Origin of the sequence: Nakamurella alba (genome assembly GCF_009707545.1) — a bacterium.
Taxonomy (GTDB): domain Bacteria; phylum Actinomycetota; class Actinomycetes; order Mycobacteriales; family Nakamurellaceae; genus Nakamurella; species Nakamurella alba.
Genome location: NZ_WLYK01000001.1, coordinates 1,780,141 through 1,804,078, shown reverse-complemented (window position 1 = coordinate 1,804,078; position 23,938 = coordinate 1,780,141). Strand labels below are relative to the sequence as shown.

Genomic DNA, 23,938 nt, shown 5'->3' with positions numbered 1-23,938 from the left:
CGAACCGACCGCGCACACTCGCTGCATGGCAGTGCACCCGGAACCGCTCCCGGACGACGACCTGGCCGCGGTGCGGCTGGCGCTGGTGGTCGCCCGGATCGGCGCCCGGACCTCGGTGGGCACCGGCAGCTGGATCGACCCGGACCCGGCGCTACGGGTGGACCCGGAACAGGCCGGTCCGCGGTGGCGGAGCACCGTCAGGTGGGACTGATCCAGTGCAGCTTCGGCGGTGACAGGTCCTGCCGCCGCCCGCTGTGCACCCGGAGCATCCGGATGAGGATCGATCGGGTGTCGGCAGGATCCACCACGTCGTCGACGCCGAACCCGGACGCCGCCCGCAGCGGCGTGGACCGGGCGTAGAAGCCGTCGATCATCTCCGCCCGCCGCGCGGCCGGGTCGGCCGCGCCGGCCACCTCCCGGCCGAAGATCACGTCGACCGCTCCCTCGATCCCCATCGGCGCCATCACCGCGGTCGGCCAGATCAACGCACCGTCGACATTGGTCCGGCCACCGCCCATGGCGATGAAGCCGGCGCCGAACGCCTTGCGCAGGGTCACGGTGAACACCGGCACCGTGGCATGTGCGAGGGCCATCAGCGGTTTGGCCGCATGCCGCAGCAGCTTCTGCTCCTCGGCCACCGATCCGATCAGCACCCCGGGCACGTCGATGAAGGACAGCAGCGGCAGGCCGAAGGCGTTGCACAGTTCGACGAACCGGGCCGCCTTCTCCGCCGCCGGGGCGTCGATGATCCCGGCCATGTGCGACGGCTGGTTGCCGATCACCCCGACCGGATGACCGGCCATACGGGCGAACCCGGTCACCAGGTTCGGCGCGTACGCCTCCCCCAGCTCGAGGAACTGCCCGTGGTCGACCACCGGGCCGATCACGTCCCGCACGTCGTAGGGCAGGCTGCGGTCGGCGGGCACCACGTCGCGCAGCTCCGGGGCCCGGCGGTCGGCGGGATCGGTCTCCGGCAGCACCGGCACGTCGCTGCGGCTGTTCGACGGCAGGAAGCTCAGGAACCGTTTGACCGCGACGATGCACGATGCGTCGTCCGGCACCTCGAGATCGGCAGCACCGTAGCCGGTCTGCACGTCGGCGCCGCCGAGGTCCTGCACACCGATGTCCTCACCGGTGCCGGCCCGGACCAGCTTCGGGCCGGCGATCCCCATCGACGAGGTGCCGTGCACCATCGGGACGAAGTCGGCGAAGGAGGCGAACAGCGCGGCGCCGGCGAAGGCCGGGCCCATGATCGCCGCCACCTGCGGGGCCCACCCGGACAGCCGGGCCTGCCGCAGGAACGGCCCGGTGTCGTTCCCGAAGGCGTACGGCCGGGCGTCGATCTCCTGGATCCGGTGCCCGCCGCCGTCCACCAGCATGATCAGCGGGATGCCGCGGCGCAGCGAGATGTCGGCCATCGCCTGGATCTTGCGCATCCCGACATCACCGAGACTGCCGCCGTGCACCGAGAAGTCGGTGGCGTAGACGGTCACCGGACGGCCGTCCACCAAGCCGGTGGCGGCCACCACGCCGTCGCCCGGTGCGTCCAGGATGGTGCCGTCCGGCCGGTCCTCCGGCGTCACCAACGCACCGACCTCGACCTCGCTGCCCTCGTCCAGCAGCAGCGAGATCCGCTCGCGGGCGGTCAGTTTGCCCAGCGCGTGCTGGCGGGCCACGGCGTGCGGGCGGGCCGCGTCGAGCACCGCCTCGTGGGCGCGCCGGACGTCCTCCAGGTCGGTCACGGTGCGCCGGCGGCGGCCCGGTCGGATCCGGTCGACGGTGGGAAGACCGACCCGAAGGTGCTGCGCAGCTCGTGCTTCAGGGTCTTCCCGACGCTGCTCTTCGGCAGTCGCTCCGTGAAGTGGATCTCCTTCGGCACGTTGTACCCGGCCGCCTCCCGGCGGACGTAGTCCTGCAGTGCGCGGGCCTGCGAGTCGCCGCCGTCGAACCCGGCGCGCAGCACCACCACGGCGACGACCTTCTCCTCGTACTTGTCGTCGGGGACGCCGATCACCGCGCAGTCCTCCACGGACTCGTGCAGCAGCAGGACGTTCTCGACCTCCTTCGAGTACACGTTGTGCCCGCCGGACCTGATCGTGTCCTTCAGCCGGTCGACGATCCGCAGGTACCCGTCGGGGTCGGCCACCGCGACGTCGCCGGTGTGCAGCCAGCCGCCGGCCAGCGCCGCGGCGGACTCCTCCGGCTTGTTCCAGTAGCCGGTCATGTGCGGTCCCCGGATGCAGATCTCGCCCGCGGACCCGGCCGGCACCGGAGCCAGATCGGGCCCCAGCAGCGCGATCTCCACACCGGGCATGGCACGGCCGATGGACCCGAAATGGTCGAACAGCTCGTGCGGGTGGCAGATGGCGACGAACGGACCGGCCTCGGTCAGCCCGTACGTGTGGTACATCAGCACCCGGCCCTCCTGCGCCCCGAACTCCTCCGCCACCCGCATCATCAGGCCGCTCGGGTCGTAGGCACCGTAGTAGAGCACCCGGACAGAGGACCTGTCGGTCGTCGCGAACGTGCTGTGCCCCAACAGGTCGTGCCACATCGCGGGCACGGCCAGCAGCACGGTGATCCGCTTCTCCTCGATGGTCCGCAGCACGTCGCCGGCGTCGAAGGCCGGGATCAGCACCATCCGGGCCCCGGCCAGGTGGTAGAGCTTCATGTGGTCCCAGTTCCCGACGTGGAACGGCGGGAAGAAGTTGAGGAAGGCGTCCGACGGGCGGATCCCGAGCGCGGCCACCATCGCCATCGCGTCGTCCGCGGTGCGCCGGTGGGACAGCAGCGCGCCCTTCGGGCGGCCGGTGGTACCGGAGGTGTACAGGATCATGTGCGGGTCGGACTCCTGCACCTCGGCGTCCGGCTCCGGCACACCCGGCCCGGCCGGTGCCGGCGCGAGGAACTCCGTCCAGGCCGCGTCGTCGTCCGGCTCCGGGAACGCCACGGTCGGCAGTCCGGTGTCGTCCAGGATCGCGGCGACCACGGGGCGGAACTCGTTCGCCACGAACAGCAGTGAGGGTGTCGAGTCGCCCAGGGTGTACCGGTGTTCCGTCTCCCGGTGCCAGTAGTTCAGCGGCACCAGCAGCGCGCCGACCTTCGCGGTCGCGTAGTACAGCAGGATGTACTCGGCCCGGTTGCGGGCGAGTGCGGCGACGCGATCGCCCCGACCGATCCCCCGGGCCAGCAGGCCCGCTGCCACCCTGTTGATGTCGTCGTTGAGCTCGGCGTAGGACCAGGCGCGGTCCGGGGTGGACAGTGCCTCGTCACCACCCCGGGCGAGCGCGTTGAGCCTGATGAAGTCCCCGACCAGCACGGTCAGACCATCTCCTCGGGAGTTGTTGCGGTGGCTGTGGTGTCATCGCTCCTGGATGTTCGCGAGCGCATCCAGGCCCGCCACCAGCCGTGCACGGTCGGCACGATGCCCTTCGGCAGCAGGACGATGACGGCCAGCAGGACCAGGCCGTAGGCGATGACCTTGTCGTGCGCCTCGAGTTCGATCAGCTCGGGGATGCCGGTCAGGAACGCAGCGCCGACGATCGGTCCCCACAGCGATCCGGCACCGCCGACCACGACCAGCACCACGACCTGGAAGGACAGCGCGAAGAAGGTGAACGGCGGCGGCGACACGTACCGGATGAACCAGGCGTACAGCACACCGGCGAACGCGGCCACCCCCGCACTGGCGGCGAAGGCCAGCACCCGGTAGCCCAGCGCGCGGAAACCCAGGGAGGCCGCGAGCATCTCGTCGTCGCGCGCGGCGATCAGCACCCGGGCCACCGACGAGCGATGGAAGGCCAGGGCACCGAGGGCGACCAGCACCAGCAGGACCACCATCATCAGCAGGAACTGGCTGTCCTGCGTCGGGTCGAACCGGAAGCCGCCGAGCGAGAAGCCGGCCGGCCGTTCGATGCCCGCGATACCGAGCGGGCCACCGGTGACGCCGACCCAGTTCTCGGTCACGTCGCTGACGATGATGCCCAGACCCAGGGTGGCGACGGCGAAGTGCAGGCCCCGGGTCCGCAGCAGCGCGGGCCCGAGCAGCGCACCGAGCAGAGCGCCGGCGATCGGCATGACGATCAGCGCCAGCCACGGCGGCCAGCCCCAGCGGATCGTGGCGATCGCCGCACCGTAGGCACCCAGCGCGTAGAAGGCGCCGAGGCCCAGGTTGATCAACCCGGTGTAGCCCATCAGCAGGTTCAGGCCCAGCGCCAGGATCGACCAGATCGAGGTCACGATGCCGACGGTCACCAGGTAGGCGTTGCCGGTGGACAGGCCGACCCCGACGACCACCAGCAGGATCCACGGGACGAGCAACAGCAGCCGGCGCGGCAGGCCCGGGCGGGGCCTGGCCGGTGCGGAAGTGCCGGGGCGGGTGCGGGTCTCAGTCACGGGCCCTCGCCAGGGTGAACAGTCCCTGTGGCCGCACCAGCAGCACCGCCAGCAGGAAGACGAACGAGTAGGTGTCGATCCAGGCCGAGGACAGGAAGCTGCCGCCGAACGCCTCGACCAGGCCGAGCAGCACGCCGCCGACCCAGGCGCCGCCGATCGACCCCATGCCGGCGAAGATGATGATGATGAACGACTTCAGCACCAGGGTCGCGCCCATGTCGACCTGCACCGGCTGGATGGTGCCCAGCAGCGCGCCGCCCAGGCCGGCCAGTGCCGAGCCGATGGCGAAGGCCAGGATCGAGTAGCGCAGGGTCGGGATGCCCATCAGCCGGGCCGCGTACTGGTTGAGCGCCATCGCCTTCATCGCCCGGCCCCAGCGGGTCCGGCCGACGAACCACATGAGCGCCAGGGTCAGCAGCAGGGTGACCCCGACGATGACCAGCTTCATCGTGGTGGCCCGGGCGCCGAGGATCTCCACCACCCGGTCGCCGTCCACCGGGATGATCCGCGGCGCATCGCCCCAGATCTTGAAGGAGATCGCCGGCACGATCAGCACCACGGCGAGAGCGCAGATGAGTAGGTTGGTCTCGTCCCGGCGGCGCAGCGGGTGGTAGAGGATCACCTGGATCAGGCAGCCGAAGGCGATGGCCGCGACCACACCGACCGCGATGCCGACCAGCAGCGCACCACCCCAGCTGGTGACCACCGTCAGCGCCACCATGCCGCCCAGCATCACCGACTCGCCGTGGGCGAAGTGCGGTACCCGCACCACGCCGAAGATCAGCGACAGACCGATCGCGGCCAGCGCGAAGACCGATCCCTGGATCAGTCCGTTCATCAGTTCCTGCACCGCGTCCCACCTCCTTCCGCCGCCGTCACCTCCACTGCTCCCTTCGACACCGCCCGCCCCCGTCCGGGAGCACCGGACGGGGTGTCGGGATCAGGTGCCGGCGACGAAGCTCACCGCGTGGAAGTTCTGGTCGGCGGGATCGTAGGCACGGACGACCATCTCGTACGCGGCCTGATGGTTGGTGAAGATCTTGCCCTCGGCGTTCGGCTTCACCGAGTCGACCAGCCCGGTCACGTCCGCCGGGGTGAGAGCGTCCAGCGCCTCGCGCACCTTCGGCACATCCGTGACGGTGCCGGCCTTCTGCATCGCGGCGACGAGGATCTTGACCCCGCTGTAGGCGCTGGCCGAGGTGAAGCCCGGCTCCTCCTTGAACTTCGCCTCGTAGGCGGTGTTGAACGCCTCGGCGGCCGCCTTGTAGGTGTCGTTCTGCACCAGGTCCAGCGAGGTGGGGGCCACGATGTCGACGACGTCGGTCATCGAGTCGCCGGCCTGGGCGTCGGTCACCTCGGTCTTCGACAGGCCGGCGTTGGTGACGATCGGTCCGTCGTAGCCGAGTTCCCTGGCCTGCTTGACGATCCGGGCGGTGTCCGGCGCGTACCCGCGCAGGCTCAGCACCTCCGGATCGGTGCGCAGCATCGCAGTGAGCTGGGCGGCGAAGTCGGTGTCGCCGAGCTTGTAGCTCTCCTGGGCCAGCACCTCGATGCCGGCGGCTTCCAGACCCGCCAGATAGGTGGGGGTCTCGGCGACGTAGCCGGCGTGCTGGGAGTCGCTGAGCAGCGCCAGCTTCGTGAGTTTCTTCTCCTGCAGGTACTGCAGGGTGGCGGCCGTGTACTGGGTCAGGGTGACCCGCGGGCGGTAGATCGACACGTTGTCGGTCGCCCCGACGAGCGCGGCTCCGACCACCAGCGAGATGAAGTTCTGGTCGTCCTTGACGATCGGCAGGTAGGCGCCCAGGACCGCGCTGGACCCGGTCCCGACCAGGTACTTCGCCCCGTCGCTGCGGATCTTCTGCAGTGCGGTGACACCGGCCGTGGCATCGGACTTGTTGTCCTGGGTGTCCAGCTCGATCGTGTGCTTGGTGCCGCCCACGTCGAAGCCGCCCGCGGCGTTGATCTCGTCGACCGCGAGCTGGATGCCGTTGGCCTGCGGCAGACCGAACGAGGCTGCCCCACCGGTCAACTCGGCGAGCTGACCGATCCGGACGGTGTTCCCGCCGGAGCCCGAGCCGGAGTCGGAGGACCCGCAGCCGGCGAGCAATGAGGCCGTCAGGGCGGCGACCCCGATCAGGGAGAGGGAGCGGCGGTGCATGTGCGTCAGTCCTTTCGGTCGGCACCGGAGCCGGTGTACATCGACATGAGGGCGGCGTCGTCGCCGACCACATCCGCGGACACACCGGTGACCGAGCCATCGGTCAACACGTAGAAGCGGTGGCACAGACCACCGGCCAGGTAGGAGTTCTGCTCCGCGACGAGCACGGACACACCGAAGGTCTCGCAGATCTGCCGCAGCCGGGCGAGCACCTCGTCGACCAGGATCGGGGCCAGCCCAAGGGTCGGTTCGTCGAGCAGCAGCAACGCCGGCTCGGCCATCAGCCCGCGCCCGATGGCCAGCATCTGCTGCTCGCCACCGGACAGCGTCTGGGCATCCTGTCCGATCCGCTCGGCCAGCCTGGGGAACAGGTCCAGCACCGCGGCGAGCCGGCTGCCGCCGCGGTCCGGCCGGGCGAACGCGCCGAGCAGCAGGTTCTCTTTCACCGTCATCTGCGGGAACACCTGCCGGCCCTCCGGCACGTGCACGATGCCGGCCCGGACCAGCCGGTGCGGTGGCAGCCCGGTGACATCGGTGTCGCCCAGCCGCCATGTCCCGGCCCTTGGCCGCACGATGCCGGACAGCACGTTCATCAGCGTCGACTTCCCGGCCCCGTTCGGCCCGAGGATCGCCACCGCCTCCCGGTCGCCGACCTCCAGGTCGATGCCGTGCAGCACCTCGGCGGCGCCGTACCCGGCCACCAGGCCGGTCACCGTCAGGCTGCTCACGCCGCACCGCCCCGTGCCGCCGAGGCACCGAGGTAAGCCTCGCGGACCACCGGGCTGACCTCTGCCTCGGTCGGTGTGCCCCGGAAGATGAGGCGGCCGGAATCCAGCACCACCACGTCGTCGGCGATGCGCATCAGCGCGGCGATGTTGTGCTCGACCACCCCGACCGCGACGCCGGCCGTCCGGAAGTCGTCGATGACCGCGGACAGCCGCTCCACCCCGTCGGCGTGCACCCCGGCGAAGGGTTCGTCGAGCAGCAGCACCCGCGGCCGGGACGCGGCCACCATGGCCAGGTTCAGGATCTTCTGGATGCCGTACGGGAGATCCTTGACGGGCCGGTCGAGCAGGGCCTCCAGCCCGAAATCCGCCGCCAGGGAACCGACGTCGTGACGGCCGGCCCGGGCGCGCGGTGCCTCCAGCCCGATCGCCAGGCAGGCGCCCACGGTCAGCGTGCCGAAGATCCGGTTGCCTTGGAAGGTCCGCATCAGGCCGGCGCGCGTGCGGTCGGCCATGGAGGTGCGCCGCAGGTCGGTGCCGTCCAGTGTGACGGTGCCGCTGCTCGGTGCGTACAGACCGGTGAGAACGTTGATCAGCGAGGACTTCCCGGCACCGTTGGGCCCGATGATGGCCAGCGTGCGGCCGGGATCCAGTTCCAGATCGACACCACGCAGCGCGTGCACACCGCCGAAGGACCGGGACAGCCCGGTGCAGGCCAGCACCGCGGGGCCGTCCGGCAGCACGCCGGTGTCACGGCGTCCGAGCACGCCCGCGCCGAAACGCCCCACTGGACCACCACCTCGTCACGTCCGTGTGCCGATGCCGGTGACGGCACGCAGTCCCCGGCCGTCCGGAACGACGTTATCGGCGGGACAACGGGACGCGACCCTTGTCGTCGGCAGGGTTGTGAGGCAGGCCAGCAGCCGCTGCGCGGTGTGATTGCCGACCGCGACGGAACGTGTTACACGCGCGAGGACCCCGTCCGGGTCGGACGGGGCCCTCGTCGGAAGGTGACGTGCCGGCCGTTTCAGCCCGCCGCGAAGGCGCTGTCGAAGGCCGCCTCCGGCTTGTCGAACGCGAGCCGCCGGACGAACTCGAGTGCCTCCGGCGCGCCGATGAGCCGGTCCATCCCGGCGTCCTCCCACTCGACGCTGATCGGACCGGTGTAGCCGATGGTGTTGAGCATCCGGAAGCAGGCCTCCCACGGCACGTCGCCGTGACCGGTGGACACGAAGTCCCAGCCCCGCCGCGGATCCGCCCACGGCAGGTGGGAGCCCAACCGGCCGTTCCGCCCGTTGCCCACCTGACGTTTCGCGTCCTTGCAGTCGACGTGGTAGATCCGGTCCCGGAAGTCCCACATGAACCCGACGGGATCCAGGTCCTGCCAGACGAAGTGGCTCGGGTCCCAGTTGAGCCCGAAGGCCTCGCGGTGACCGATCGCCTCCAGGGCCGCCACGGTCGTCCAGTAGTCGTAGGCGATCTCGCTCGGGTGCACCTCGTGCGCGAACCGCACCCCCACCTCGTCGAAGACGTCCAGGATCGGGTTCCACCGATCCGCGAAGTCCCGGTAGCCGGCATCCACCATCTCCTGCGAGGCCGGCGGGAACATCGCCACGTACTTCCAGATCGACGAACCGGTGAACCCGACGACGGTGTCGACGCCGAGCGCCGCGGCGGCCCGGGCCGTCAGCTTCATCTCCTCCGCCGCCCGCTGCCGCACTCCCTCCGGATCACCGTCGCCCCAGACCTGCGCGGGCAGGATGGCCGCGTGCCGGGCATCGATCGGGTCGTCGCAGACGGCCTGGCCCTTGAGGTGGTTGGAGATCGTCCAGACCTTCAGCCCGTACCGGTCCAGTATCTCCCGGCGGCTGTCCAGGTAGGCCGGGTCCTCGGCCGCCTTCCAGACGTCCAGATGATCTCCCCAGCAGGCGATCTCGAGGCCGTCGTAGCCCCAGCCGGCGGCCAGTTCGGCCACCTTCTCGAAGGGCAGGTCGGCCCACTGGCCGGTGAACAGGGTGATCGGTCGTGCCATCTGACTCGCAGCCTCCTCTGGTGCGGGAACCCCGGTGCCGGGAAGGATCTCCATCCCGGCACCGGGCCTGACAGGTACTGCTCTGCACTTCAACTGCTGACATGCCACTGCTGTCCTGCAACTGCTGTGTCCTGCAACTGCTGTGTCGTGCGATCGGTGCTGTGCGACTACTTCGTGATGGTGATCGGCACGGTGCTGCTGGTGGAGCCCTTCACGGTGGCCGGGGAGGCCGGCAGGAAGGTGGCGGTCACCGTGTGCTTCCCGGCCTTGGTGGTGCCGGGCAACGTGTACTTCGCGCTGCCCTTGGCCACGGTGACGGTCGCCGCGACCTTGCCGTCGACGGTGAACCGCACCTTCCCGTTCGCCGCCTGCTTCGTGTCCAGCACCACGGTCGCGGTGAGAACGACCGGCTTGCCCTGCTTCTGGGACGTCCGATCGGCCTTCAGCGTGGTGGTGGACACCGCCTTCACCACGGTGACCACCGTCGCCGTGGACTTCGCACCGGCGTTACCGGCCGTGTCGGCGGGCAGGAACTCGGCGGTGAAGGAATGCCTGCCCACCGAGAGTGTCTGCGATAGCTTCAGTGTCGCCTTCCCGCCGACCACCGGGACGGTGACCAGCACCTTCGTGCCGTCCCGGAAGCGGACCTGGCCGGCGGCCGCCGCCTTCGAGTCAAGCGCCACTGTCGCCGTCAGCTTCACCGGCGAGGACGTGCCGTACGACTGGGTGATCGCCGAGGCCTTCAGCGTCACCGAGCTCTTCGCCTTGTCCACCGTCACCGTCCGGACCGGCGAGACCGACTCCGCCACAGTGGCGTTGCCGGCGAAGCGCGCGGTGAGCCGGTGCGTGCCGACGGTGAGTTCGTCCAGCTTCACGGTGGCCCGGCCGTTCTTCAGGATGCCGGCCCCGATCAGTTCGGTCCCGTCGTACAGCGAGACCAGCTCGCCACCGATGGTGCCGGTGGAAGTCACCTGGATGCTCGCGGTGACCACGGTGCCGAACGGTGCCCGGGCCGGACTGACGGTGTGCGCGGTGACCGACGGCTTCAACACCACAGGCGCTGCCGGCACGGCCACCGATCGGACCGGTGAGGTGTTGCCGGCCTTGTCGACGGCCTTGAACTCGACCTTCTGCACCGCTGCGGTCCGGGTGACGGTGAACGGCGTCGTGTAGGCCGTCCAGGTGCCCGCGCCGATGCGGTAGGAGACCGCGCCGATGCCCGAGGTGGCGTCCGCTGCGATCAGCGAGACGGTGACCGGGTTGTCGCCGTCGAGGTTGGCCGCGACATCGGGAGCCGTGGCGTCCACCTTGACCTCGACCGACTTGGTGGCCTCGATGTTGCCGGCCACGTCGGTGGAACGGAACTGCACCGCCTGGGCACCGTCGACGTCCACCGGCACCGGGCCGGTCCAGTCGTGCCAGACGCCGTCGGCGAGTGCGTACTGGGTCACTGCGACCCCGCTGCCGCCCGGCTCGTCAATGGCCGTCAGGGTGAGTGTGACCCCGGACGTCCACCAGCCGTTGGTGCCGGACGGAGTGGCCGGCGCGACCGTCGCGGTGGTGACCGGTGCGGTGGTGTCACCGGCCGCCTTGGGCACCACGACGGACTTCGTCGCCTCGACGTTGCCCGCGACGTCGGTGGAGCGGAACTCCACCGACTGGTCGACGGCGGTGCGCGGGATCGAGACCGGGGCGGTGTAGGCCGTCCAGGTCTGGGTGCCGTTGCGGTACTCGGTCGTGGCCACCCCGGACCCGCCCGCCTCGTCGGCGGCGGTCAGGGTGAGCACGGCCGGGTCCGTGTCGGACACCGTCGCGGTGGTCACCGGTGCCGTGGTGTCCGGCGCCGGCTCGTCGCCGACCACGTGGAAGAAGTCGACCAGCGCGGTGCCGGAGGACGCCTGGTTGACGCCCGCGGCGTAGACGCCGACCTTCCCGTCCGAGGCGACCGGGATGTTGGCCACGGTCTCGGCGAACTTCGTCCAGTTCACGCCGTCCGCCGAGTAGTACCCGGCGAAGTTGTTGTCCTGGCGCTCCAGGCGCAGCGACACCACGTCACCGCTGATGTCGCCGTTCTGCTGCGGGTTCACGAACGTCCCGGCGACGTTGGAACGGAGCTCGATCCGGCGCGCGGTGGCGTTGTCCCGGATGAAGTTCAACTTCACGAAGTTGTCGCCGTCGACGTACGCGATCAGTCCGGTCTGCTGGTAGCCACCGGTGAAATCGCTGCCGTCCACCCTGGTCTCGATCGTCCAGTGGTTACCGCCCGGCTGCGGCTGCAGCAGGACGTTGGTCGCCACCCCGGGCTCGCCCGGTGCGGTGTCCAGCTCCAGGAACCCACCGGCGACCCGGGCCGCCGCGGCGTCCGGCCGCAGGATCTCCCACCGGCAGCCGACGATCGCGGTGCCGTCGAACTCGTCGTCCGGCCCGGTCGAGGCGGTGGTGTCCGGCGTCAGGTGGAAGAAGTCGAAGTCGGCGTTCACCGCCTGCCCGGAGTTGGCCAGCGACAACAGGCCCACCTTCGGGTCGTCGAAGGTGCCGATCGACTTGCGCACCGTGTCCCAGCCGCTCCAGGCCTGCGACGGCAGGACCCAGTCGATGCCGTGGGCGGAGTAGGACGGCGTGAGGTTGGTGCCGTCATAGGCCAGCCGCAGCCAGACCGTGTCCGGGAAGTCGGCCCCCAGACCGGCGGTGTTGGCCTCCTGGGCCGAGGCGTTCAGCTCGTGGGTGAACTGAATGATGCGGTCGGCCTTGTTGCCCGAGGACGAGCGACCGGAGAAGACCAGCTTCACGTAGTTGTCGTCGTTGCCGTACACCACCAGACCGGCCTGCTGGTAGGAGGTGTACATCGCGCCGGTCACCTTGGTGGTGATCTCCCAGGAGCCGGCGGGCATCGGCTGCAGCACCACGTTCGGCGCCGTGTTCGTGCCCTGGTAGAGATCCGCCGGCGCGGTCGGGATGCGCAGGTTCCCGTCGGCGACCGAGAGGTTGCCGTCCGGTCGGACGACCTGCCAGCGGTCGGTGTCCAGTGCGGTTCCGGCGAACTCGTCGGACCGCTCACCCAGGCAGGTCGGCGCGGGTGGCGAGACCTTCACGGTGAAGGTGCGGGTGCTGTAGCCACCGTCGGCATCGGTCACCGTGAGGGTGATCCGGTAGGTGCCGGCGACGGTGTAGGTGTAGGTCCCGGTCGGGCCTGCCACCTTCGCACCGTCGGTGGTGCCCATGTCCCACGAGTAGTTGAGGTCGGTCCCCTCCGGATCGGTGGCGGCGGCGGACAGCGCCACCTCGACGGGGACGATCCCACTGGTCGGCGTCGCCGTGGCGGCGGAGATCACCGGCCGCTCGTTGGACGTGGCGCCCTTCCCGATGAAGTCGACCCAGTTGACGTTCACCACCGAACCGGTCTGCCCGGCCTTTTTCGCGACGAAGTAGATGGTCCCGGTCTCGCCGGTCACCCCGGTGAGATCGACACGGCTGTCGGTGAAGTCCTGCCAGCCGGTGGTGGCCTTCGTCGGGACGGTGCCGAGCAGCGGCCCGTCCACGGGGTCGTTCCAGCGCACTTCGAAGTCCGCGCCGGTGGTTCCGGCCACCCGCATCGACACCGCGTCGATGTTCGTCAGGTTGACCTGGTCGAAGGAGAACCAGTCCCCCGGCTCGATGTAGCCGATGTTCTGGGTTCCGCCGGCCGGGTCGCTGGTGGTCTCGATCTGGACACCCGGGTCACCGGTGGAGTTCGTGCCCGGTATCCGTCCGCTGGCCGAGAAGTGCTCCGCCTGACGGTGCTTCATCTGCAGGATCACCGAGCTGGAGCCGGTGAGCGGCGGCAGGTCACCGTTGCCCTTGTCGGTGTAGGACACCTCGATGATCCAGAACAGGTGGACGTCGCCGCCGTGCCCGCCCTCGCCCAGCGTCTGGACGGTGGCGGTGCAGCCGGTGGTCTCGTCCATCGGATGGGCGTGCGAGGAGCCGCCGGACCAGTGGCCCAGCTGGCTGGACTCCTTGACCAGGTCGCAGGAGATGGTGCCGGCCTCGGTCGAACCGTCCTCGGCGTCGGTGACCGAGGCGGTGTAGGTGATCTGGTCGCCGAACTCGAAGAACGAGCCGTCCTTCGGCGCCGTGATGGTGACCACCGGACGCGTGTTGCCGGAGACGATCTCGACGTTCGAGACGCCGGTCCGGCCGTCGGAATCGGTGACGGTCAGCTGCACCTCGTACACGCCGCGGGCGAAGGTGTGTGCCGGGTTCGCCTCGGTGGAGGTCTGCCCGTCACCGAAGTTCCAGGCGTAGCTGAGGGTGTCGCCGTCCGGGTCGACCGAGCCGGCCAAGGAGAACTGCACGTCCAGCGGTGCAGGGCCGGCCGTCACGTCCGCGGAGGCCTTCGCGATCGGCGAGCGGTTCCCGTACACGTAGTCGATCCGGTAGATCCCGGCATCGGAGTTGTCCGACCAGCCGGCACCCCAGTCGATGATGTACAGGCTGCCGTCCGGCCCGAAGTGCGCGTCCATCATCTTGATGGACCGGGTGGCCGGGGCGGGCAGCTGGTGCAGGGTCAGCGGGGTGATCTTCTGCACCGCGGTGAAGGCGTCGTCGGTGAGCACCGAGAACATCGTGTTCTTGTTCCACTCCGCGAAGAGTGCCTTGCCGTCCCAGTAGGCCGGCCACTTGCTCTCCGAGGTGTTGGCCGGGTCGAACCGGTAGACCGGTCCGGCCATCGGTGCGCCACCGCCGCCGATCTCCGGGTACTGGCCGACGGACGGGTCGTAGCCGTACCAGACGGTCGCCGGGATCGCGGCGGGCAGTGTCGCGAGACCGGTGTTGTTCGGGGAGTCGTTGTTCACCCCGGCAGCGCACTCGTACGCGGTGCCGGCGGTGTTGTTGGCGAAGTTCCACCGCTTGTAGGCGTTGTTCGCGCCGGTGCAGAACGGCCAGCCGTAGTTGCCGGGCTTGTCGACGATGTTCCACTCGACGGTGTTGCCCGGGCCCCGGTTGGGATCCGCACCGCCGGCATCGGGTCCGTAGTCGGCGACGGCGACGTGCCCGGACTCCGGGTCGATGTTGATCCGGAAGGGGTTGCGGAAGCCCATGCCGTAGATCTCGGCCCTGGTCTTCGCGGTGCCCGGGGCGAACAGGTTCCCGGACGGCACGGTGTAGCTGCCGTCGTCCTCCGGGTGGATCCTGATCAGCTTGCCGGACAGCGAGTTCGTGTTGCCCGAGGTGCGGGAGGCGTCCCAGCTCGCCCGGCCGGACCGGTAGTCGGTCGGCGAGTAGCCGTCGGAGGCGAACGGGTTGGTGTTGTCGCCGGTCGCCAGGTACAGATCACCGGTGGACCTGTCGAAGACCAGGGAACCGCCGTGGTGGCAGCATTCGGCGCGCTGCACCGGGACGTCCAGAACGACCTTCTCCGACCCGGCGACGATCGACTTCCCGTCGGCGGCGAGGGTGAAACGGCTGAGCCGGTCGACGTTCTCGCCCACCGGCGAGTGATACAGATAGACGAACCGGTTCGTGGCGAAGTCCGGGTCCAGGGCCATGCCGAGCAGACCGGACTCGTTCGCGGTGAACACCGGCAGCGTGGCCACGACGGTGGTCTGCTGGGTGACCGGGTCGATCATCTTGAGGGCGCCGCCGAGTTCGATGAAGTAGACCCGCTTGTCGGCAGCGATGTCGAGCATCATCGGGTTGCTGGTGTTGTCGTCCAGCGACACCACCTCGTAGTTGCCCGGGACGGAGGCGCCGCAGTCGGCGGCCTCCACACCCGCGGTGGTCTCGATGCCACCGAGCACCATCTGCTGGAACCAGGCCGTCGACCAGTTGGTCGCGTCGTGACCGAGGGCGGTGTAGGCCGACCGTCCGCCGTCGTAGTCCTGGCACCAGGAGATCGGGTGGTCCGGTCCCATGGTCGACCCGGTGTAGGAACGGGTGTCCACCGAGGAGAGCACGTGGACCTTGTTGCGCGGGTTTGCCTGGAAGTCGTACCACTCCTCGGTGAAGGAGATCTTCTCACCGAGGCCGGCGTTCGACGGGTGCACCCGGTCCTCCAGCAGCAGGGTCGCCTGCTGCGGAGCCGGATGGCCCTTGAAGTACCCGCCGACGAGATCGCCGTACCAGGGCCAGTCGTAATTGGCGTCGCTGGCGGCGTGGATCCCGAAGAAGCCGCCGCCGCCCTCGATGTAGGACTCGAAGGCCTGCCGCTGCGGTGCCGTCATCAGCGCGTCGGCCGTCGGCGAGGTGGTCGACAGGAAGATGACCGTGCTGTACTGCTCGAGGTTCTCGGAGGTGAAGACCGCCGAGTCCTCGGTGGCGTCGACGGTGAAGTGGTTCGCCGCGCCGAGCGCCTGGATCGCCGAGGTGCCGGCGGCGATGCCGTCGGTGTGCCGGAACCCGGCGGTCTTGCTGAACAGCAGGACCTTGTAGTTGTCCTCCTCGTGGCCCGGGTGCATCAGCACGGGTCCGGACCCGGCCGCCTGTACCTGGGCCGGCGGGGCGGCAGCGGCAACGGCCGGCACCAGCACGGCGGAGCCGGCGGTCAGGGTGAGTGCTGCGGTGGCGGCGCCGATCAGACGGCGCCGCAGGGAGTGTCGGATCGCTCCGGGGTGGAGCGGACGGGAGGCTGCGTCAGCCCGTCCGCTCCACCGCTGGGCGGTCGCCTTCGTGCCTCCGGCGGACCGGGTCCGGCCCCGGGAGCGGGTGCTCCCGGGTGGACGGTCGGCGCGGGGTTCGACGGGACCGGGCATGGTGGTGGTCCTTTCGTGGGGTCGATCAGGGCGTGGGGAATCGACCGGGCGCGCGCAGCCGCGTCCGGTCGGGGTGTTGCTGTGGATCAGGCCGGCCCGGGGGCCGGTCGGGGTCGGTGGGCCGGGGTCAGGCCCCGACCACCTTCTGCCAGGCGGCCGTGGCCGCACTGGTCCCGACGGCCTCCAGCACCTGCTGGACCTGGAGTCCGTCGGCGAAGCCGGGACTCGCCGGCGTGCCGGCGGCCACGGCCTCCACGAGATCGCGGATCTCGTGGACGAAGGAGTGCTCGTACCCGAGCCCGTGGCCCGGTGGCCACCAGCCGTCCAGGTACGGGTGGTCCGGCTCGGTGACGAGGATCCGGCGGAAACCCTCGCCGGAGGCCGGCCGCCGGCCGTCGTAGAACCAGAGCTCGTTGAGCGCCTCGACATCGAAGGCGAGACTTCCGTCCGAACCGTTGATCTCGATCCGCAGGGCGTTCTTCCGCCCGGTGGCGAACCGGGTGGCCTCGAACGTGCCGACAGCTCCGCCGGCGAACCGCGCCAGGAACAGGGCGGCGTCGTCGACGGTGACCTCGCCACGACCGCTGCCCGACGAGGACGCCAGTCCGGCCGAACCCGCGTCACCGGGCAGCGGCCGGTCCCTGACGAACGTCTCGGTGAGCGCCGTGACCGACTCGATCGTCTCGCCCAGCAGGTACTGGGTGAGATCGACGATGTGCGCTCCGATGTCACCGAGCGCGCCGGACCCGGCCTTGTCCTTGCGCAGCCGCCAGACCAGGGGGAACTCCGGATCGACGATCCAGTCCTGCAGGTAGACCGCACGGACGTGCCGGACCGTGCCGACCTCGCCCGCGGCGATCATCCGCCGGGCCAGCGCCATCGCCGGCAGCCGGCGGTAGTTGAACCCGACCATCGCGACGCGATCCGGTGCCGCGTCCGCCGCGGCGACCATCGCCCGCGCCTCGTCCACGGTGTTGGCCAGCGGCTTCTCGCACAGCACGTGCTTGCCGGCGGCCAGCGCGGCGATGGCGATCTCGGCGTGCGAGTCGCCCGGCGTGCAGATGTCGACCAGGTCGATGTCCGGCCGGGTCAGCACCTCCCGCCAGTCGGTGGCCGTCTCCTGCCAGCCCAGCCGTTCGGCGGCGGTGCCCACCGCGGCCGGGTCCCGCCCGACCAGCAGCCGCATCTCCGGTGCCAGCGGGACGTCGAACGCACGGTGCACCGACCGCCAGCCGACGGAGTGCGCGGCGCCCATGAAGGCGTAGCCGATCATGGCCACGCCCAGCGGCTCCCGGGTCGGCATCAGGATTCGAAGGCCGACGGCAGGTAGCTGTCGACGTTCTCCTTGGTGACGACCGCGGAGAACAGCGTGATGCTCTTCGGCACCTCCAGCTCCTCGAGGTCGGACATGCCCTTCTCCAGCACCAGCAGCCGGGCCAGCTCGACACCGGACGCCGCCTGGGTGGACGGGTAGATGACCGTCGCCTTGAGCACCGTGTTGTCGTCCTTGATCGCGCGCATGACGTTCGCCGATCCGGCGCCGCCGACCATGAAGAACTCGCTGCGGCCGGCGGTCTCGATGGCGGCCAGCACCCCGACACCCTGGTCGTCGTCGTGGTTCCAGATGGCATCGATCCTGGGCGCGGCCTGCAGCAGGTTCGCCGTGACCTCCTCCCCGGAGTCGGCGGTGAACTCGGCCGAGACCTGGTTGGTCACCGAGAAGCCGAAGGTGTTCAGCGCGTCGGCGAAACCCTTCGACCGGTCGACGGTCAGCGGCAGGCTGGCGATGCCCTGGATCTCGGCGATCACCGGGTCGGTGACGCCGTTGTCCTTGAGTTGCTGACCGATGAAGGTGCCGGCGGAGACCCCCATGCCGTAGTTGTCGCCTCCGATGTAGGTGCGGTAGCTGAACGGTGAGGAGAACACCCGGTCGACGTTGACCACCTCGATCCCCGCATCCATCGCCTTGCGGGCCACCTCGGTCATCTGCGCGCCGTCGAAGGGCAGCAGCACGATCGCGTCCACCCCGGCGTTGATCAGCGTCTCCACCTGCGAGATCTGCTGGTTCACATCGTTGGTGCCTTCGACGAAGTTCGCCTCGATGTCGGTCATCGAGTCGGCGAACTTGCGCGCCTGATCGGTGATCGACGCCATCCAGCCGTGGTCGGCCGCCGGTGCCGAGAAGCCGATCTTGACCATCTTTCCTCCAGGGTTGTCCGTGACTGCCGCACTGCTGCTGGTGACCGCGCCGGTGCCGGATGCCGTGCCCGCGCTCGTCGTGGGGCCGGCGGTCGTGCCCGCCGTGGTGGTGTCGCCGCCGACGCTGTTGCTCGTGCAGGCGGCCAGGAAGGCGGTGGAGCCGAAGGCCAGGCCGCCGAACAGGAACGTCCGGCGGCTGGTGCCGCGGGTGGGGCCGGGACCGGGGGCCCCTGTGGGTGCACCGCGCGGCGCCGGGTCCGGACCCGGGGCAGCATCGTTGCTGGGCATGCGTTCTCCTTCTGGTGTGCGGGATCGCGCCGGGTCCCGGTCGGGTCGGCGTGGTGCTGTTTCGGGTACTGCTGCTGGTCCTGGTGCAGGTGTTCGGCGTGCGCTGGCTACCGGCCCTGCTCGGGAGCCGTTGTCAGGCGCGGAGTTCGGTCCTGGCCAGCCGCTGCTGCAGCAGGACGGCGATCACGATGATCGCGCCCTTGGCGACCGCCTGGGTCGAGGTGTCCAGGTTGTTGAGGGTGAAGACGTTGTTGAGCGTGGTGAAGATCAGCACGCCGATGACGGTGCCGACGATGGTGCCCCGGCCGCCGGTGAGCAGGGTGCCGCCGATGACCACCGCGGCGATGGCGTCCAGCTCGTAGCCGATGCCGAGGTTCGAGGAACCGGAGTTGGTGCGCGCGGAGATCAGGATCGCGGCGATCCCGCAGCACAGGCCCATCAGCGCGTAGAGCGCCACGGTGTGGGTCTTCACGTTGATGCCGGCCAGCCGTGCCGCCTCCGGGTTGCCGCCGATCGCGTAGGTGCGGCGGCCGAAGGTCGTGCGGTTCAACACGATCCAGCCGATCACGCCCACCACGGCGAACACGATGACCTGCACCGGGATGCCGATCACCGACCCGTTGAAGAAGTCCTTGAACGAACTCTCCCGGATCACCTGCGTCTTCTTCGCCGAGATCACCTCGGCCAGTCCCTTCGCCGCCGCCATCGTGGCCAGCGTCATGATGAACGGCACGATGGGGCCGTAGGCGACGAAGATCCCGTTCACCAGGCCGCAGACCGTGCCGACGATCAGCGCGACCATCGCGATGGCCCACCAGCCCTGCCCGGACATCGTCTGGGTGGCCACGGTTGTCGACCAGACCGAGGCCAGCGCCACCAGGGACCCGACGGACAGGTCGATGCCACCGCCGATGATCACGAAGGTCATCCCGACGCTCAGCACCCCGATCACGACGGCGAGCGTCAGGATGGTCCGGATGTTCGACCCGGTGCCGAACCGGTCGGCCGCGGTGATCATACCGATCACGCACAGCGCGACCAGCGCGGCGACCAGGCCGAGGTGCCGTCCGGCCGGGCCCGACAGGAAGGAGGACCGGCGTCGCGGCCCGGTCGGTGGCACCGGCAGTTCGGTGCCGATGCCGCGTGGCTCCTCGGCCACGACAGGCGGTGAAGTGCTCATGCGGCATGCCCTTTCATCACCAGGTCGAGGACCCGGTGCTCGTCGATCTCCTGTGCCGGGCCGGAGTGCACCACCGCGCCGTCGGCCATCACCAGAACCCGGTCGGCGAGCCCGAGGACCTCCTCGACCTCGCTCGACACCACCACCACCGCCACTCCGGAATCGGCGAGCCGGCGGATCACCGCGTAGATCTCGGATCTCGCGCCGACGTCGACCCCGCGGGTCGGCTCGTCCAGCAGCAGCACCCGGCAGCCGCGGACCAGCCAACGGCCGAGCACCGCCTTCTGCTGGTTGCCGCCGGACAGCGTGCGGATCACCCGGCGCGGGTCGTCCGGCCGTATCTGCAGGTCGTCGATCTGCGTCCGGGCGTCCCGCAACTCGGCGCCGCGGTCGAGGAAACCCGCGGTGGCGTAGCGCTTCATGGAGGCCGCACCGATGTTCACCGCGACGGACTCGCCGAGCAGCAGGCCCTGGGCCTTGCGCTCCTCCGGGCAGAGCCCCATCCCGGCGGCCACCGCGGCCGGCACGGACCCGCGGCGGATCCGACGACCGTCGACCGCGACCGTCCCCCGGTCGGCCCGCCGGGCGCCGTAGACGGTCTCCACCACCTCGCTGCGGCCGGCGCCGACCAGCCCGGCGAAGCCGACGATCTCGCCGGCCCGCACGGTGAAGGAGACGTCCCGGAACTCGCCCCGCCGGCCGAGGCCCTCGACCAGCAGCACCTCCGCCGCGTCCGCGGCCACTCCTGGCCGCGGCGGGAAGACGTACTCGATGGACCGGCCGGTCATCAGCCTGATCAGGTCGGCGGTCTTCGTGGTCCTCGCCGGCAGGTTCACCCCGACGGTACGGCCGTCCTTGAGCACCGTCATGCGGTCCCCGATCCGGCGGATCTCCTCCAGCCGGTGCGAGATGTAGACGACCGCGACGCCGTCCCGGCGCAGATCCTCGACGAGCCGGAACAGGCTCTCCACCTCCTCGGGGTCGAGCACCGCGGACGGTTCGTCCATCACGATCAGCCGGACGTCGTGGCTCAGTGCCCGGGCCATCGAGACGATCTGCCGCTGCGCCATCGACAGCGTGCGCACCTCGGCGCGCGGGTCGATCTCCGGATGACCCAGCCGGATCAGGAGGGAGCGGACCTTCTCCACGGTGGCGCCGCGCCGGGTGAACCCGCCACGCCCGAGTTCATGTCCCAGGTAGACGTTCTCGGCCACGCTCAGCCCGTCGACCAGGTCCAGCTCCTGGTAGATGGTGGCGATCCCGTGCCGCACCGCGGCCGCCGGGCCGGAAAAGGTGACCGGCTCCCCGTCCCAGACGATCTCGCCGCCGTCCGGCCGGTGCACGCCCGCCATCACCTTGATCAGCGTGGACTTGCCCGCACCGTTCTGGCCGAGCAGGCAGTGCACCTCTCCCGGCAGCACCTCCAGGTCCACCCCGTCCAGCGCCTTCACGCCCGCGAAGTGTTTGGTGATGCCGGTCATCCGCAGCAGCGGTCCGGGGCCGGTCATGCGATTGCCTTCCTGGTCGGCAGTTCCTCGGTGCTGTTCGGGAGTTCCGGCGATATCGAGTCCTCACGGGCGCCGGGCTGGACGGGCAGGTGCACGGGCACCAGCGTCGGATCGGCCTTGACCAGCTCGATGCCGGCGTGGGCGCCGCCGAGGGCGGCGGCCTCGAAGCCGTGCACCGACCAGCGGACCGCACACGGGCCCTCGGGCTGCACGACACGGGCGGCGAGCTCGAGGGCGACGGCCGGGGCCAGCAGATCGGCCAGTGCGGCGATGTACCCGCCGAAGACGACCACCGAGGGGTTGAAGATGTTGACCAGGGCCGCCGAACCGCGCCCGAGATGCCGGCCCACCGTGTCCAGTGCCGCCAGCACCGCCGGCTGACCGGACTCCGCGCGCCGCCTGATCTCCTCGAGCCGGGTGTCCAGCGGAACCGCCGGGTCGACCAGCGGATCGCCGGGGCCGACCATGGCCCGGACCAGCGCCTGCAGGCCGATCTCCGTCTCCCAGCAACCGAGACGACCACAACCGCAACGGGTGCCGACATCGGTGACGGCCATGTGGCCGATCTCGCCGAAGTACCCGCTGGCCCCGCGCAGCAACTGCCCGCCGGCGATCACGCCGCCGCCGATGCCGGTCTCGCCGGTGACGAAGAGCAGGTCGTCGGTACCGGCCGCCGGACCCACCGCCCATTCCGCGAGGGCGGCCAGATTGGCGTCGTTGTCGATACCGATGTGCCGGGTGTCCAGTCCCAGGTGTCCGGCCAGCACCCCGACCACGTCGATGTCCACCCAGTGCAGGTTGGGGGCGTGCGCCAGGACCCCGCGGCCGGTGTCCACCAGACCGGGCAGCGCCACGTGCAGCCGGCTGATCAGCCGGCCTTCCTCCGCCGCGGCGTCGAGCAGGGCGGCGACCAGGTCGGCCGCCCGCGCCAGGGTGGTCACCGGCCCGAGAGTCGCTGCGTCCCAGCCGATACGGCGCCGGGTGACCGGGCGCCCGGCGATGTCCAGCACCACAGCGGCCAGGTAGCCGAGGTTGATCTCCAGCCCGACGAAGCACACCGTGCCGCGGTCGGCCTCGATCACCCGGGTGGGCCGGCCGATGGCGCCTCGCAGGACCGGTCCCTCGCGGAGCAGACCCCGGGACACCAGCTCCCCGACGAGGCTGGACACGGTGTTCTTCCGCAGGCCGGTGGTCTCGGCGAGGGCCGATCTGCTGGTGGTGCCGGCCGCGAGCACGGCGCGCAGGACCAGGGCGAGGTTGAGTCGCCGCACGGTGGCCTGATCGGCAGGACTGGCGTCCTGACGTTCGGGCGGTGGCTTCATCGTCACCTCGTTTCGTCCGTTGAACGAACAAAATATGGCGTCGCCACGGCTCCGGCGTCAATCCCGATGTGCGAAAAATTTCGCGATCACCCGGTCGGTCCAGTGAACCCGACATCGAGGGTCAACGGGGTGACAGTACGGTCAGGATGCGTCAGAAGTGTTGTCCGGCAGCACTGATCAGCGACGGATGTGCGGTCGGGGCGCTGCCCCGGGAGTCCGGGAGGGGCTGCCGTGCAGGTTCCGAAACTTTCGGTCGCGGGACGGTGTGTTCAGTCGACCGGGTCGGCGGTGTCCGGCCCGCGCGGCGGGGCCGTGCTGGCGCGCTCGACCAGCACCGTGGACAGCTCGAGCCGGTCGGTGCCGGCCCGCTGACCTTCGGTGAGACGCAACAGGATCCGGGCGGCACTGGAGCCCATCTCGCGCACCGGTTGCCGGACGGTGGTGAGCGAAGGGGTGATCCACCGGGCCTCGGGCAGGTCGTCGAAGCCGACCACCGACAGGTCCTCCGGGATCCGCAACCCGCGCGCCGCCGCGGCCTCGTAGACGCCGAGCGCCATCCGGTCGGAACAGGCGAAGATCGCCGTCGGCGGGCGTTTGGAGGTCAGCAGCCTGGTCGCGGCCAGTACCGCGCCACCTCTGGTCCAGTCGCCGTGCCGCACCAGTTCGGGCGAGAAACGTTCCCCCGCAGCAACCATCGCCGACCGGTGCCCGTCGATCCGGGCCTGGCCGTACCGGTGACTGGCGAGCCCGCCGACCACCCCGATCCGTCGGTGCCCCAGCGCCAGCAGGAACTCGGTGGCGGCGTACCCGCCCGCCCAGTTCGTCGCGCCCACGGTGGGCACCCCGGGCGTGGGTTCGGCGCCGGGATCGAGCAGCACCACCGAGATCCCGGCCGCGGACAGCCGGGCGATCTCCTCCGGGCTCGGGGTGACCAGGGCCAGCACCGCTCCCCTGCTGCCACGGGCGATCAGCCGGTCCACCCAGTCGGCGGTGCCGGGTCGCTGGTGTGCGACCGTGACCACGACGTCCTTGCCGGCCTCGGAGACGACCTCCTCGACGCCGGCCAGCATGAAGGTCGCCCAGGACCCTTCGATGCCCGGCACGACCAGGTCCACCAGTCCTGCCGGTGGCGCACCGCGGTGGGGATCGGGCTCCGGGAAGGGGTACCCCGCGCGCAGCAGGAGGTCCGTGACCCGCTGCCGGGTGGCGTCCGAGACGTCACTGCGACCGTTGAGCACCTTCGACACAGTGGGCACGGCCACGCCGGCGGCCTCGGCGATGGCAGCCAGCGTCGGTGCCCCCGCGGGGCGTCGACGGATCTGGCTGGACACCCCCGCATGATGTCCCGTCGTCGCGAGTTGCGCAAACATTGTTGCGCAAACGTGGTGGTCCGCTAGGGT

General features: G+C 70.3%; 16 protein-coding genes. 1 reads left to right on the top strand and 15 read right to left on the bottom strand.

The annotated features are described in order from the left end of the window. The first annotated feature begins 25 nt into the window (after window positions 1-25). Entirely contained in the window at window positions 26-211 is a 186-nt protein-coding gene (locus GIS00_RS08125; RefSeq protein WP_154767654.1) for a hypothetical protein, read from the top strand. On the opposite strand, the gene GIS00_RS08120 is transcribed toward GIS00_RS08125, so the two are convergent. The 15 genes from GIS00_RS08120 to GIS00_RS08050 form a co-directional block, all read right to left on the bottom strand. Continuing rightward, window positions 198-1,742, bottom strand: coding sequence for an acyl-CoA carboxylase subunit beta (locus tag GIS00_RS08120; RefSeq protein ID WP_154767653.1), 1,545 nt, complete (start codon window positions 1,740-1,742; stop codon window positions 198-200). The genes GIS00_RS08125 and GIS00_RS08120 overlap by 14 nt on opposite strands. Next, window positions 1,739-3,319 carry a class I adenylate-forming enzyme family protein gene (locus tag GIS00_RS08115; RefSeq protein ID WP_154767652.1) on the bottom strand — a complete coding sequence of 527 codons (1,581 nt, stop codon included), beginning with the start codon at window positions 3,317-3,319 and terminating at the stop codon, window positions 1,739-1,741. Before GIS00_RS08115 ends, GIS00_RS08120 begins: the two co-directional genes overlap by 4 nt. Window positions 3,320-3,321: 2 nt before the next feature. After that, on the bottom strand, window positions 3,322-4,395 hold the full coding sequence (locus tag GIS00_RS08110) for a branched-chain amino acid ABC transporter permease (protein ID WP_154767651.1): 1,074 nt from the start codon (window positions 4,393-4,395) through the stop codon (window positions 3,322-3,324). After that, entirely contained in the window at window positions 4,388-5,245 is an 858-nt protein-coding gene (locus GIS00_RS08105; RefSeq protein ID WP_154767650.1) for a branched-chain amino acid ABC transporter permease, read from the bottom strand. Before GIS00_RS08105 ends, GIS00_RS08110 begins: the two co-directional genes overlap by 8 nt. Window positions 5,246-5,335: 90 nt before the next feature. After that, window positions 5,336-6,553 (bottom strand): ABC transporter substrate-binding protein, encoded by a 1,218-nt coding sequence (locus GIS00_RS08100; RefSeq protein ID WP_154767649.1) that lies wholly within the window; start codon window positions 6,551-6,553, stop codon window positions 5,336-5,338. Between the two features lie 5 nt (window positions 6,554-6,558). After that, window positions 6,559-7,281: an ABC transporter ATP-binding protein gene (locus tag GIS00_RS08095; RefSeq protein WP_322097685.1), complete on the bottom strand. Its 723-nt coding sequence runs from the start codon at window positions 7,279-7,281 to the stop codon at window positions 6,559-6,561. Beyond that, window positions 7,278-8,066, bottom strand: coding sequence for an ABC transporter ATP-binding protein (locus GIS00_RS08090; protein WP_154767648.1), 789 nt, complete (start codon window positions 8,064-8,066; stop codon window positions 7,278-7,280). The genes GIS00_RS08095 and GIS00_RS08090 overlap by 4 nt, the downstream gene beginning before the upstream one ends. Before the next feature lie 239 nt (window positions 8,067-8,305). Continuing rightward, window positions 8,306-9,310 carry a sugar phosphate isomerase/epimerase family protein gene (locus GIS00_RS08085; RefSeq protein WP_154767647.1) on the bottom strand — a complete coding sequence of 335 codons (1,005 nt, stop codon included), beginning with the start codon at window positions 9,308-9,310 and terminating at the stop codon, window positions 8,306-8,308. Window positions 9,311-9,477: 167 nt separating this feature from the next. Beyond that, complete coding sequence (locus tag GIS00_RS08080) at window positions 9,478-16,041, bottom strand: ThuA domain-containing protein (RefSeq protein ID WP_154767646.1); 6,564 nt, start codon at window positions 16,039-16,041, stop codon at window positions 9,478-9,480. A 127-nt stretch (window positions 16,042-16,168) separates the two neighbouring features. Next, window positions 16,169-17,344, bottom strand: coding sequence for a Gfo/Idh/MocA family protein (locus GIS00_RS08075; RefSeq protein ID WP_230312928.1), 1,176 nt, complete (start codon window positions 17,342-17,344; stop codon window positions 16,169-16,171). Beyond that, the gene (locus GIS00_RS08070) at window positions 17,344-18,528 is read right to left on the bottom strand and encodes a substrate-binding domain-containing protein (RefSeq protein ID WP_154767645.1); all 1,185 of its coding nucleotides are present in this window, start codon (window positions 18,526-18,528) and stop codon (window positions 17,344-17,346) included. Before GIS00_RS08070 ends, GIS00_RS08075 begins: the two co-directional genes overlap by 1 nt. 133 nt (window positions 18,529-18,661) lie before the next feature. Next, window positions 18,662-19,708 (bottom strand): ABC transporter permease, encoded by a 1,047-nt coding sequence (locus GIS00_RS08065; RefSeq protein WP_154767644.1) that lies wholly within the window; start codon window positions 19,706-19,708, stop codon window positions 18,662-18,664. After that, entirely contained in the window at window positions 19,705-21,189 is a 1,485-nt protein-coding gene (locus GIS00_RS08060) for a sugar ABC transporter ATP-binding protein (protein ID WP_154768038.1), read from the bottom strand. The genes GIS00_RS08065 and GIS00_RS08060 overlap by 4 nt, the downstream gene beginning before the upstream one ends. A gap of 23 nt (window positions 21,190-21,212) precedes the next feature. Then, on the bottom strand, window positions 21,213-22,538 hold the full coding sequence (locus GIS00_RS08055; protein WP_154767643.1) for an ROK family transcriptional regulator: 1,326 nt from the start codon (window positions 22,536-22,538) through the stop codon (window positions 21,213-21,215). Window positions 22,539-22,807: 269 nt separating this feature from the next. Beyond that, window positions 22,808-23,869 carry a substrate-binding domain-containing protein gene (locus GIS00_RS08050; protein WP_322097682.1) on the bottom strand — a complete coding sequence of 354 codons (1,062 nt, stop codon included), beginning with the start codon at window positions 23,867-23,869 and terminating at the stop codon, window positions 22,808-22,810. Between the last annotated feature and the right edge of the window lie 69 nt (window positions 23,870-23,938).